The 12,125-nt window shown below is 74.7% G+C and carries 9 protein-coding genes; 4 read left to right on the plus strand and 5 right to left on the minus strand.

The annotated features are described in order from the left end of the window. Nucleotides 1-141: 141 nt before the first annotated feature. Nucleotides 142-1,113, minus strand: a complete 972-nt coding sequence (locus ACZ6Y7_RS23960) for an alpha/beta fold hydrolase (protein WP_465759972.1) — start codon at nt 1,111-1,113, stop codon at nt 142-144. A gap of 202 nt (nt 1,114-1,315) precedes the next feature. Continuing rightward, nucleotides 1,316-4,768: a S8 family serine peptidase gene (locus ACZ6Y7_RS23965; protein ID WP_465759973.1), complete on the minus strand. Its 3,453-nt coding sequence runs from the start codon at nt 4,766-4,768 to the stop codon at nt 1,316-1,318. Between ACZ6Y7_RS23965 and ACZ6Y7_RS23970 the strand changes: the two genes are divergently transcribed. After that, nucleotides 4,767-4,934, plus strand: coding sequence for a hypothetical protein (locus ACZ6Y7_RS23970; RefSeq protein WP_465759974.1), 168 nt, complete (start codon nt 4,767-4,769; stop codon nt 4,932-4,934). The genes ACZ6Y7_RS23965 and ACZ6Y7_RS23970 overlap by 2 nt on opposite strands. Nucleotides 4,935-5,212: 278 nt before the next feature. Here ACZ6Y7_RS23970 and ACZ6Y7_RS23975 read toward each other — a convergent pair whose 3' ends face one another. Further along, on the minus strand, nt 5,213-6,064 hold the full coding sequence (locus ACZ6Y7_RS23975; protein ID WP_465759975.1) for a siderophore-interacting protein: 852 nt from the start codon (nt 6,062-6,064) through the stop codon (nt 5,213-5,215). Between the two features lie 81 nt (nt 6,065-6,145). On the opposite strand from ACZ6Y7_RS23975, the gene ACZ6Y7_RS23980 reads away from it, so the two are divergent. Further along, a complete protein-coding gene (locus tag ACZ6Y7_RS23980) occupies nt 6,146-6,940 on the plus strand; it encodes a TetR/AcrR family transcriptional regulator (protein ID WP_465759976.1) in 795 nt (264 codons plus the stop codon). A 23-nt stretch (nt 6,941-6,963) separates the two neighbouring features. Here ACZ6Y7_RS23980 and ACZ6Y7_RS23985 read toward each other — a convergent pair whose 3' ends face one another. Continuing rightward, nucleotides 6,964-8,124: a HEAT repeat domain-containing protein gene (locus ACZ6Y7_RS23985; RefSeq protein WP_465759977.1), complete on the minus strand. Its 1,161-nt coding sequence runs from the start codon at nt 8,122-8,124 to the stop codon at nt 6,964-6,966. Between the two features lie 388 nt (nt 8,125-8,512). On the opposite strand from ACZ6Y7_RS23985, the gene ACZ6Y7_RS23990 reads away from it, so the two are divergent. After that, a complete protein-coding gene (locus ACZ6Y7_RS23990; RefSeq protein WP_465759978.1) occupies nt 8,513-9,886 on the plus strand; it encodes a serine/threonine-protein kinase in 1,374 nt (457 codons plus the stop codon). Between the two features lie 134 nt (nt 9,887-10,020). Here the strand turns inward: ACZ6Y7_RS23990 and ACZ6Y7_RS23995 are convergent, their stop codons facing one another. Further along, on the minus strand, nt 10,021-10,218 hold the full coding sequence (locus ACZ6Y7_RS23995) for a hypothetical protein (RefSeq protein ID WP_465759979.1): 198 nt from the start codon (nt 10,216-10,218) through the stop codon (nt 10,021-10,023). A 161-nt stretch (nt 10,219-10,379) separates the two neighbouring features. Here ACZ6Y7_RS23995 and ACZ6Y7_RS24000 point away from each other — a divergent pair, with 161 nt between their 5' ends. After that, nucleotides 10,380-11,804: a D-alanyl-D-alanine carboxypeptidase family protein gene (locus tag ACZ6Y7_RS24000; protein WP_465759980.1), complete on the plus strand. Its 1,425-nt coding sequence runs from the start codon at nt 10,380-10,382 to the stop codon at nt 11,802-11,804. The last annotated feature ends 321 nt before the right edge of the window (nt 11,805-12,125 follow it).

Below are 12,125 nucleotides of genomic sequence, written 5' to 3' on the forward strand. Positions count from 1 at the left end.
GTCGGGGACCGGGCAATCCCCTTCTGGAACTGGTGCACGGGGGGTCGGGTGGGGGGTGTGTGGGGGTCTCGGGTTGGGGGGGGGCTTCGCCGGGGACCGCGCCTGGCCTCGCCCGGGGACGCGCCGGACGGCGCCCGGGCCTCAGTCCAGCGAGCCGAGGAAGTCCAGCAGGGCCTCGTTGACCTCGGCCGGACGCTCCTGCTGCGTCCAGTGGCCGGTCTCGGGGAGCCGGACGTGGCGGTGCAGGCGCGGGGTCACCTGCTGCAGCAGGTAGGCCATCACCTCCGGCGGGACCATCGCGTTGACCAGGTCCTGTTCGCCGACCACGTACAGCGCCGGGGACTCGATCCGCCGGCCGTGGAAGGCCGCCATCAGCTCGTTGTTGCGGTCGATGTTCCGGTACCAGTTGAGCCCGCCGGTGAAGGCGCGTTCGCCGTGCCGGCCGTAGTCGGCGGCGAAGGCGTCGATGTCCGCCTCGGTGAGCCACCCGGGCAGCCGCTCCGGCTCCGGGATGGTGTCCAGGAGCTTCATGCCCTCGGGGACGACCCAGGCCGTCGGCTCCCCGCCGGGGCGCAGCCCGGTGCCGAGCAGGCGCCGGAAGGTGGACTTGGGGTCGGCGGCCAGTTCGGCGTCGGCCCGGCCCGGCTCCTGGAAGTAGACCTGGTAGAAGCCCTCGCCGTACTTCTCCCGGGCGGGCGCCAGCGGGGTCGGCCCGGACGGCAGCGGCGGCACACTGAGCCCGGCGACGCCGCGCACCAGGTCGGGGCGCAGCGCGGCGGTGGCCCAGGCCACCGGCGCCCCCCAGTCGTGTCCGACCACCACGGCCCGCTCCTCGCCGAGCGCGGCGATCAGCGCCGTCACGTCACCGACCAGGTGCAGCAGGGTGTAGGCGTCCACGCTCGCGGGCTGCTCGCTGCGGGCGTACCCGCGCTGGTCGGGCGCGACCACCCGGTAGCCGGCCTCGGCCAGCGGCGCGAACTGGTGCCGCCAGGAGTACCAGCTCTCCGGGAAGCCGTGCAGCAGCAGGACCAGCGGGCCCTCCCCCTGCTCGGCGAGGTGCAGCCGCACCCCGTTCACCTCGACCTCGCTGTGCTTGACCGCTTCGTACGACACGTGCATCCCCAATCGTCAGAACATCCGTCCGTTTCCGAACCTGCCCAGTCGGGCGCCTCCGGAATCCCGGCCTGCCGCTGGGCCGCCGGGCCACCGGGAGACCGGGAGAGCGGGAGAGCGGGAGACCGGAACGACGAGCGGCCGAGGCCGCCCCGGGGAATCCGGGACGGCCTCGGCCTCAGCGGGTGCGACTGACGCGGGGTCAGTTCACCGTGTAGCTGTACGGGATCGCCGCGAGCACCGCACCGGTGGTGTTCAGGGCGTTGTTGGCGGTGGCCACGCCGGTCGGACCGGACACCAGGTACAGCACGCCCTTGACGGTGCTGCCCTTCGGGCCGTTCGGGGTCAGGGTCACCTGCAGCGAGCCGGTCGCGCCGGGCGCGACGGTCACCGGGGTGGCGGCCTGGGCCGAGGCGTTCACCGAGGCGGCGTACGGGTCACCGGTGCTGGAGGTCAGCGCCGGGTCGAAGGCCTGGGTGTGCGCGGTGGCCGTGATGGTGGAGGTGCCGGTCGGGGCACCGCCGTTGCCGAACGGGCCGATCTGCTGCACGAAGGTGCTCCAGTTGCCCGGGACGACCGGCTGCTCGGCGGTGCCGTTGTCGGTGGCGACCGAGATGGTGGAGCCGTTCTGGGCCTTCTTCAGGTCGCCGAAGAGGTCGGGCGAGCCGGTGGTGGCGCTCAGCTCGATCTGCGCCGGCGTCGAGGACGCCGCCACGGCCTTCAGCTGGTCGGTGCCCGGGGGCACCAGGAAGAACGGCACCGAGGAGCTCAGGCTGAGCGGCAGGTTGAGGCTCGCCGAGGCGCCCTGCGGCACCAGCGGCAGGTCCACCCGGCTGTCCAGGCGCCCGTCGGCCGCGATCTTCTGGGTGGCGACGGTGTTGTTGGTGTAGTTCACCTGGACGGTGACCGGCTTGCCGGCCGCCAGCTTGGTGCGCGCGTCGTTCGGGAGCCCGGCCGCGGTGGCCTGGTTCTGGTTGAACGCGACGGTGCCGGTGAAGTCCTGGGCGAGCTGCTGGCCGCTGACCGGGCCGAGCACGTTCAGGACGAACCGCCAGCGGCCGGCGGCCGGGTTGACGGTGGTGGCGGAGACGCCGGCCGCGGTGCCGGTCAGGTTGCCCTGGGCGTCGAACTGGCCGTTGCCCTCGATGTCGATCGGGGTGCCGTTCGGGCTGATCAGGGCGCCCTGCATGAGCAGGTTGGAGTCCTTGCCGACGGTGACGCCGACCCGCAGGTCCTTCTGGCCCTTCGGGACGTCGAAGCCGTAGGTGAAGCTCTGCGTCGGCGAGGCGCTGCGGCCGTTGCCACCGGTGATGGTGCCGGTGAAGCTGCCCTTGCCCTGGTTGACCGGGACGAGGCTGCGCAGCGTGACCGGGACGCTGGTGGTGTTGCCGTTGGAGCTGGAGACGACGATCGCCTCGCTGGAGTCACCGCTGGTCGCCGGGGTGGTCAGCTGGACCTTGAGGGTCTTGGTCTGACCGGGCTTGAGTTCGGTGCTGCTCGGGCTCACGGCGCCGGCCGGCACCGCGCGCTGGGTGGCGGTGCCGAACTGCACCGGACCGGTGAAGCCGTTCTTGCCCGCCGGGGTGTAGAGGATCGCGGTCCACTCGCCCGCCACCGGGTGCGGGACGTCCACCAGGCCGAAGTCGGCCGGGGTGGCGCCGCCCTGCGGACGGGTGTTGGTCTCGAAGCGGCCCGACGGGTCGAGCAGCGTCATGCGGACGACCGGGCCGTTGGTGACCGGGTTGGGCGCGCCGTGCCAGGCGATCGAGGCCGCGAGGCGGTCGGCGCCGGCCGGGACGGTGAACTTGACCTGCTTCTGCACCCAGTCCGCGCCGTTGGTCGCGTACTTGAAGGTGTCCGTCGAGGCCGAGTCCAGCTGGACGGTCTGCTGGTTGCTCGACTGCGGAGCGAAGCTGCGGGTCGCGGCGCTGACCGTCTGCGGCTCGTCACTGGTGTTGGTGACGGACACGTCGGTGGTGTGGGCCGAGCCGGGGGCGCCGGCGATGTCGACCTGGCCGGTGTTGACCACGACGGTGTTGGCGCCCTCGGTGCCGTCACCGTCGTCGTAGCCGCGGGCGGCCTCGACGGCGGCGCGGACGTTCAGCAGGCCGGCGCCCTGCTCCTCGGCGGGCACGCCGAGGTCGGTGGCGGTGCCGGTGAGGAACTTCTTGACCAGCGCGGGGGACGGCGAGTCGCCGCCGTGGGTGTCGCGGTAGGCCTGGATGACCAGGGCCGCGGCGCCGGTGACGAACGGGGCCGCCTGGCTGGTCCCGCCGAAGGGCTGGATCGGCGAGGGCTTGCCGTTGAAGCCCGTGCAGTCCTGGTACTTGGCGGTGTCGGGGGTGCACAGCGCCCAGTCCGACTCGCCCGGCGCGACCAGGTCGACGGTGCGACCGGCCTGGGTGAAGCCGCCGGAGGAGAGCGCGGAGATGCGGTTGTCGCTCCAGGTCTTGTTGGAGAACTGGGAGGCCGCGTAGCCGGTCTGCTGGTAGTTCTGGTTGTCGGTGGAGGCGCCGACCGAGATCACGTACGGATCGGTGGACGGCGTGCCGACGGTGCCGCTGATGCCGGCGTCACCGGAGGAGACGGCGACGGTGACACCGGCCTTGACGGCCTGCTCGTTGAAGAGCGAGATGGTGTCGTGCGCGCCGCTGTCCGGGGTGACGTTGCCGCCGAAGGACTCGTTCAGCACGTCCACGTGGGCGACCCGCACCGCGTAGTCGATGGACTGCAGGATCGACGAGTTGGACATCAGCTCGCCGCCGGCCTTCAGCGCGACCAGGTCGGCGTCGGGCGCGAGGCCGCGGATGCGGATGTTGCAGCCGGCCGGCAGCGGGTGCGAGGGGTTGACGAACTGCGAGACGTCGTAGGTCTGGCGGCCCTGGGCGATGACCGCCGAGGCGTCGCCGAAGGCCTCGGCGGCACCGGTCGGCGCGTCCCAGCCGTCGCCCGCGAAGTCCTTGTAGTCGACCACGGCGTGCGAGCCGTCGGCCCGGATGAAGTCCGGGTTGTTGGGGTCGAGGCCGTCCGCGATGTAGGCGACCTTGACGCCCTTGCCGGTGGCCAGGTTCTCCACGCCGGCCTTGCCGTTGCCGGTGTAGGCCCGGACCGAGTACAGGCCCTCGGGCTCCAGCAGCGGCTTGCTCGGGTCGGAGGGGCACGCCGTGTTGGTCGCGTTCTCCTCGGCGCCCTGGCCGTTGCTGCCCGTAACGGCCTGCGGTGCGGCGGCGGCCTTGGGCGCCTTCGCGCCGGAGGCGTTCGCGGCGTCGGCGGCGTCCTTGGCCTGCTTGGCCTTGCCGGCGGCGGCCGGGGCGACCTGGACCTGGGTGTCCGCCACCACGGAGGAGACGGCCGGGTCGGCCTGGAGCTGGGCTCGCAGGGCGGGGCTGACGGTCGCCGAGAAGGCGTTGCCGACCACGAAGGTCTTGATGTCGGTGCCGCCGCCCGCCTTGACCTTCTTCAGCAGCGGTGCCTGGGAGTCGGCGGCCTTCTGCTGGCGGGCGCCCAGGTGACCGTGATCGGCCGGGGCATCCGTTATCTGGTCCTTCAGGATCACGATCACCGGCACCGGGGACCCGTCCGCGGACGCCGCCTGGGCGTTCTGCGGTTCCGGGGTCGGAGCTGCGTTGGCGCCGGTCCCGAAGCTCAGGACCATGGACGCGGCGGTGACCGTGACGGCAGCTGCTAGCTGGGTTTTCCGCCAGCCGATCATGGACATCCTTTCGTCTGATGAATGGCTGACGCAATCCAACGCACCTGAACGCGATCACGACAAGGGGGTAAATCCCCATCAGAAAGTAAAGTTGACCATCTCTCAGTAAAATTCACGGCGGAAATCGGGCCGAATCCGCATCTTTCAGCCGATCGGCCCTGTCCGGCCCCGCCCGGCCCCGAACACCCGCTCGCCGGCGATTCCGGTGGCGAACTCCGGACACTGGCGAAAACCCGCCACCGGTCGGCCGCTTTGTCGACACCGCGACATTCCCTTCCCACGGCGGCGCCACCGGAAACAGGGGTCCCGCGGCGGCGCCACCGGAATGAGGGGCCCCGCGGCGGAGACGGAGTCCCGCGCCCGGAACGGGACCCCGCGAGCCCTGGCTCACTGGCCGGCGAGGCGCTCCTGAACGTCCGCCAGGTCCTCGGCGGTCGGCGCGTCGTCCTGGGCCAGCCGGTGGCGCCAGTACCCGGTGAAGTCGATCGAGGGCTTCGGCACCCCCCGCTCCTCGACCAGGTGGCGGCGCAGCGCCCGGACCGCGCCCGCCTCGCCGGCCAGCCAGGCGAACGGGGTGCCGGGCGGCAGCTCGGCGGCCCGGACGGCTCCGGTCAGCAGCGCGCCCGGGGCGGCGCCGTCCCGGTGCAGCCAGTGCACCGCGAGCTCGGCCCGGCTCTCCAGCGGCTGCCGCTCGGCCTCGTCCGCGACCTCCACGTACGCGAGCGCCCGCACCCCGGCGGGCAGGGCCGCGACCAGCGTCGCGAGCGCGGGCAGCGCCGTCTCGTCCCCGGCCAGCAGCACCCAGTCGGCCGCCGCGGCGGCCTCGGCGAACGGGACGGTCGGGGCGTACAGCGTCGAGGGGCCGACCATCCCGAGCCGGTCCCCCGGTGCGGCGCGCAGCGCCCAGGCGGCGGCCGGCCCGGTGTCGCCGTGCAGCACGAAGTCGATCTCGACCAGCCGGGTGCCGGGGAGCCGCCGGCGCAGGGTGAAGGTGCGCATCGGGGGCCGCTCGGCCTCCGGGATCGCCAGGTAGGCCTGGCACCAGCCCATCGGGTCGTCCTGCGGCGGGGGCAGCACCGGCTCGGCCTGCCCGGGGCGCGGGAAGCAGAGCTTGAGCTGCTGGTCGGGCGCGCCGCCGACGGTGTCGGCCAGCTCCTCGGCCGCGAAGGTGATCCGGGCGGTGCGCGGAGTGATCCGGCGCGTCTCCACGACCTCGACGAAGGTGACGGGCAGTGTCATCGCGAAACCCCTTCGGTTGATAACCTTACGGCATAAAGAGTTGCCGACCGCGCGATACTTTACGCCATAAGGAGATGCCGGATGACCGTCTACGCCGGGCAGGGCGACGCCCGCCGCTCACTCGCCCTGCTGTGGGGCGCGCCCGCGGAACCGCGCACCGGACGCAGCGGCCCCAAACCGGGCCTGAGTGTGGACGCGATCGTGTCCGCCGGAATCGCGGTGGCCGACACCGAGGGCATGGACGCGCTGTCGATGCGCGCCGTGGGCGAACGACTCGGCCGCACCGCGATGGCGCTCTACACGTACGTCCCGGGCAAGGCCGAACTGCTCGACCTGATGCACGACCGGGCCCTCGCCGAACTCGTCCCACCCGCCGGACCGCCCACCGGCGCGCCGGCGCCCGAGGACTGGCGGACCGCCGTCACCGCCTGGGCCGAGGCGCTGTACGCCTGCTACCTGCGCCACCCCTGGATGCTCCGGATCTCGCAGGCCCGCCCCGTCCTCGGCCCGGCCGAACTCGCCGCCATGGAGAGCCTGTTGCGCGCCCTGCGGCCCGCCGCGCTGGACCCGCAGCGGCTGCGCGGCGCGGTCGCCGCGCTCTGGCAGTTCGTCCGCGGCCTGGCCGCCACCACCGCCGAGACCCGCGCGGCGGCCGCCGCCACCGGCGTCGCGGACGAGGACTGGTGGATCGCCCGCTCCACCGAACTGGCCGAACTGGCGCCGGACTTCGCCGAGCGCTTCCCGCTGCTCACCGGCCTGCAGAGCGCCACCGGCGGCTCCCCCGAGGACAGCCACCGGGAGGCGTTCCGCACCGGCCTCACCGTCCTGCTCGACGGCGTGGCGGCGACGGCGGCCACGCCGCGGGCTTCCGCCTGACCCGCGGCTCCGCCCGGCCCCCCTCAGCCGGACCGGCGTGCGCGGACGCGCCGCGCGGTGCGCAGCCCCTGCTTGGCGGCCGTCGCGACCAGCCCGCCGAGTCCGGTCCTGGCCTGGTCCCGGGCGGCGAGGCGCTCCAGGACCGGCAGCGCCCGGTCGTCGGCGGTGGCGCCGAGGGCCCGGCAGGCCAACGCCCGCAGGTCCGGGTCGGGGTCGGCGGTGAGGTCGATCAGACCGTCGACCACCGCGGGGCCGAAGGCACCGATCGCCGCGGCGAGATGACCGGCCTTGGGATTACGGCGCTCCGTCATGGCCCGCCAGAGCGCCGCGAGCGCCGTGTCGCCGCCGATCTGCCCGAGGGCGCGGGCGGCCGCGCTGCCCACCCAGGGGACTCCGTCGTCCAGCCGGGCCGCCAGGGCGGGCACGGCGGTGGGCTCCCCGAACAGGCCGAGCGCTTCGCAGGCGCCCTCGCGGACCATCGGGTCGCGGTGTTCCAGCAGCGCCGTCACCAGCGGAACAGCCCGGCACAGGCCCAGTTCGGCGCAGGCGAGCGCGGACCAGCGCAGCCCGCCGTGCCCGGCGTCGGCGAGGGCCCGCAGCAGGCCCGGCTCCAGGGCCTCGTCGCCGAACAGCCCGATCCGGTTGAGCGCCTTGGTCCACACCGTGAGGTCCTGGGCGCGATGGTCGGAGGCGACCTCGCGCAGGGCGGCCAGCGCCTGCGGATGGCCGCGCTCGGCCCACTCCAGCAGTGCGTCGATCGCCCGCGCCCGGACGGCGCGGCGCCCCCGCAACTCGGCGGCGTGGACGGCCACCAGGGACTCCGGCCCGTCCGGCAGGTGGCCCAGCGCATCGCCGAGCGGGCCCGCGAGGTCCGGTTCGCGCTCGCCGAGCCGCAGGGCCAGCGGGCCGATCCGGGTGCCGACGTCCGCGTCGTAGCGACCGTTGCCGCACAGGTTGGCGGCCAGCTTGGCGACCGCGCGGAACAGCGGTTCGGCCGGGTCGGACGGGTCGTCGACAAGGGCGTCGGCGAGGGCGTCGAGCCGGCCGGACAGCGCCGCCGCGACCGCTGCCGGCGGGCGGCCTGCGGCCCGCAGGACCGTCTCCGCCCAGACGAGGGGCTCGCTCTGGCGCTCGTACAGTTGCCGGCCCCAGAGCCGGAGCAGCGCGTCACGCTCGTCGATCATGCGGGGATCGTCCCAGCGGGGGGCGCCGCGGTCCAAGGGGATTTCGGCCGAGTCCGGTCCTGGCCGGGGGCGCACGGAGATGGAACGGTGACGCTTGCGTGAAAGCTCGTCAGGCGTAAAGTCTTCCCCAAGTCCCGGTCTATCTGGCATGTTTCCTTCAATTCCCGTGCGATCCCCACGCTTCCCCCTCACGCACCGGGCATCGACTCCTGGAACCTGACCTTCTGACCCACCGCGGCACGCCTGCCCGCGTCCACCCCGTGCCCCGCTGCCCGGCGCCCGAGCGCGCCGGCCGGCGGGGCACCGCCGCGCCCGGACCCCCCGGCGCCGGCGTCGGCGCCCGGCCGTACCCTGAGTGGCTTTCCGGGAACCATGAAAGGCGGACGCGGTGCGGAGCGGCACGATCGTGGCGGGGCGGTACCTGATGGACCGCCCGCTGGGCGCGGGCGGCATGGGCGAGGTCTGGGCGGCCCAGGACCGGCTGCTGGACCGGCGGGTGGCGGTGAAGCTGCTGCACGAGACGGACGAGGACGCCCGGGCCCGCTTCCTGCGGGAGGCGCGGGCGGCCGCCGGACTGCAGCACCCGGGGATCGTGGTGGTCCACGACTTCGGCGAGTTCGAGAAGGCGCCGTTCCTGGTCATGGAGCTGCTGGAGGGCCGCTCGCTGGAGGCCCGCCAGGACGACGGCGCGGCGGCGGTGGGCTGGGTGGCCGAGGTGGGCGCCCGGGTCGCGGAGGCGCTGGCCGCGGCCCACGCCTCCGGGCTGGTCCACCGGGACGTCAAGCCCGGCAACCTCTTCCTCACCGCGGACGGCACCGTCAAGCTGCTGGACTTCGGCCTCGTCCACGAGCGCCCGCAGCCCGTCCCGGACGGCGCGGAGCAGGACGGCCGCACCACCGCCGTCGGCACCCTCGCCTACATGGCACCCGAGCAGTTCACCGGGCAGCGCGTCGACGCCCGGGCCGACCTGTACGGGCTCGGCGGGACCCTGCACGCCCTGCTGGTCGGTCACCCGCCGGTCCACGGCGGGAGCGCCGCGCTGCGCACCAGCCCGCCGCCGCGGCTGCGGGACGAGCGGCCGGACGTGCCCGAGGAGCTCGACCGGCTGATCCACTCCCTGCTGGAGCGCGATCCTGCCCGCCGACCGGCCGGGGCCGCCGCCGTCGCCGCGCAGCTGTGGAAGCTGGCCGAGCGCCACGGCCGCCGCAGGGCCCCGCGGACGACCGGGCCGATACCGAAGCGGAAGAGTCAGGCCAGGAACGCCGTCGTGTTCAGCGCCGGCGTGCTGGTGGTCGCCATGCTCGCCATGCGGTTGATCTCCGACCCGCCCTTCGGCTCCGACGACTACGTCGACCGGGAGTCGGCCCCGAACCAGCCGACGGCCTCGGCCCGCCCGGCACAGCTCCACGCCGGGGACTGCGTCACCTACGCCTCACCGGTCGGCGCCGAGGAGCGGAACCTGGACGCCCCCGTCGGCTGGACGGCGGTCGACTGCGGCCGGCCCCACCAGGCCCAGGTCGGCAAGGTGCTGACGATGACGCTGCCGACGACCGAGTCCCAGTGGAGCACCGCCCTGGCCCTGCTCGGCTCCTCCTGCACCACCACCGTCCACGAGGCCGAGTCCGCCCACCCCGGCCAGCGCTTCGGCCAGGTGGTGCTCGGCCCGTCCAAGGCCGACTGGTTCTCGGGCGCCGAACGCTACGCCTACTGCACGCTGCACCCCCGGGACGGCGGCCCGCTCACCGTGGACCTCCGGCCGTAGGCGGGGGACTGAGCGCCGTCGGCCGGGCCCGCGCGTCGGCCGCGCGCGGGCAAGGGCCAGGCCCGGGCAGCGGTCACGCCCGGCAGCGGCCGCGTCCGGGGTGGTCAAAACCCAGGGTGACCGGGCACCGGTCGTCAGCCGCGCCGTGCGGCCGGGATCGCCAGCAGGACGCCGAGCGCCAGCAGGACGGCGTACCCGGCCGTCTCGTGACCGTCCGGCACCAGATACCGGACGAAGCCGAACAGCCGGAAGCCCCCGAGCCGGTCGGACAGCAGGCCGGAGGCGCCGCCGAGGATCAGCACGAAACCGAGGTAGCCGAGCAGGGTCTTCATGCCCGTGAGCGTAGGAATCCGCCGCCGCCGGAACATCCGACTTTCGGCGCGACCGGGCGCCACCAAAGTCGTCCGCTCCCCACCCCGGCGCCGGCCGCCGGACGGGCACGGACGGAGCAGCAGGCCCGGCGGCCCGGCGGCGGCGCGGGTACGTTCGCGGTGTGCAGCCCACGCGCATATCCCGCAAGTCCCCGTACCTCGCCAGGGCCGCGGCCGGCGCCGCCGCCTCGGCCCTGGTCCTGGCCGCGGCCGCCACGGCGGCCCCCGCCGCCCCCGCGGTCCGGGCGCAGGACGCCTCCGCCGTGGTCGGCGGGGAACGGCTCGGCAGCCCCGACGTCCAGGTCTCGCCACTGGCCGGGGCGCCCGCCCTGCCGACCGCGCTGTCCGGCCGGTCCTGGCTGGTCGCCGACGCCGCCACCGGCGAGGTGCTCGCCGCCCGCAACGCCCATTTGCCGCTCCCGCCGGCCAGCACCCTGAAGATGCTGTTCGCCGACACCGTGCTGCCCAAGCTCGACCGCACGCTGGAGTACCGGGTCACCCCCGCCGATCTCGCCGACCTCGGCGCCGGGAGCAGCCTGGTCGGCGTCAAGGAGAACCTGCCGTACCGGGTCGAGGACCTCTGGCGGGGCGTCTTCCTCGCCTCCGGCAACGACGCCGTCCACGTCCTCGCCCACCTGAACGGCGGCATCCAGCGGACCGTCGCCGAGATGCAGGCCCGCGCCGGGACGCTGCAGGCGAAGGACACCAAGGTCGTCTCCCCCGACGGCTACGACATGGACGGCCAGGTCTCCTCCGCCTACGACCTCACCCTGTTCGCCCGCGCCGGGCTGCGCAACGCCGACTTCCGGTCCTACTGCGCCACCCGCACCGCGCGCTTCCCCGGCGGGCTGGACAAGCTCACCGGCCAGCGCACCAGCTTCGACATCGCCAACACCGACCGGCTGCTCGGCAAGTACCCGGGCCTGATCGGCGTCAAGAACGGCTACACCACCAACGCGGGCGCCACCTTCACCGGCGCCGCCGAACGCGACGGCCGGACCCTGCTGGTGACGGTGATGCACCCCGAGGCGCAGGGCAAGGTCTACGACGAGGCCGCGGCCCTGCTGGACTGGGGCTTCGCGGCGGCCGGCAAGGTCCAGCCGGTCGGACAGCTGGTCGAGGACACCGCCCCGGCCTCGGCCCCGGCCCACGCCTCCGACGCGCCCCACGCGCCCGGCGCCTCCACGGCCCCGGAGGCGGCGGCCGACTCCCAGCTGCCGCCGTGGTCCCGTCCGCCCGTCCTCGGTGGCGACGGCCCCGGCCTCGCCCCGGCGGCCTGGTCGGTCGCCGTCCTCGGCACCGCCCTCGCCGCCTGGGCCGGCACCCGGGCCGCCACCCGTCGCCGGACGGCGCCCCAGCCGGTCGCCGCCACCCCGGTCCGCGGCGGCGGCACCGCCCGGCCGTACGACGGCGCGAGCGGTGCGGGCGGTGGAAGCGGTGCGGGCGGTGCGGGCGGCTCCAGGGCCGTCGGCGGCGGCGGCCGGCGCCGGCTGGTCCGCCGCGCCCGCGCGCTGGTCCACGGCGTCCGCACCCGCCGAGCCCGGTGAGCGACCGGGGCCGGTCGTGGAGCCCCGGCCGCCGAGCCGGACGCGATGGACGCGGTGCTGCGCGGGTCCGAGTCACGGTCGCAGGCCGAGCAGGCCTCCACGTTCAGGCCCAGGACACCCTCGACATACGTCGACGACGTCATCGCCCGGCGCCGGGACCGGGTCAGCATGAGCAGCGGCGAACCGCCGGTCCTGCTCCGGGTGCTGGTCGTCGGCGGGGCGGTGGCCGTCCGGCTGCCGCCCCTGCTGCCCTCGGCGCGTCCCCCACGCCGTTCACGGCGAGCGCCCTCGCCCGCTTCCGGTGACCGGAGCAGCGGCTCG

It is taken from the genome of Kitasatospora sp. NPDC053308, from assembly GCF_055585785.1.

Coding starts and splice junctions, on each gene's coding strand:
- ACZ6Y7_RS23985 (WP_465759977.1), bottom strand. CDS start 8,124: ATGATCGACGAGCGTGACGCGCTGCTCCGGCTCTGGGGCCGGCAACTG.
- ACZ6Y7_RS23975 (WP_465759975.1), bottom strand. CDS start 6,064: ATGACACTGCCCGTCACCTTCGTCGAGGTCGTGGAGACGCGCCGGATC.
- ACZ6Y7_RS23980 (WP_465759976.1), top strand. CDS start 6,146: ATGACCGTCTACGCCGGGCAGGGCGACGCCCGCCGCTCACTCGCCCTG.
- ACZ6Y7_RS23965 (WP_465759973.1), bottom strand. CDS start 4,768: ATGGTCCTGAGCTTCGGGACCGGCGCCAACGCAGCTCCGACCCCGGAA.
- ACZ6Y7_RS23995 (WP_465759979.1), bottom strand. CDS start 10,218: ATGAAGACCCTGCTCGGCTACCTCGGTTTCGTGCTGATCCTCGGCGGC.
- ACZ6Y7_RS23970 (WP_465759974.1), top strand. CDS start 4,767: ATGGACGCGGCGGTGACCGTGACGGCAGCTGCTAGCTGGGTTTTCCGC.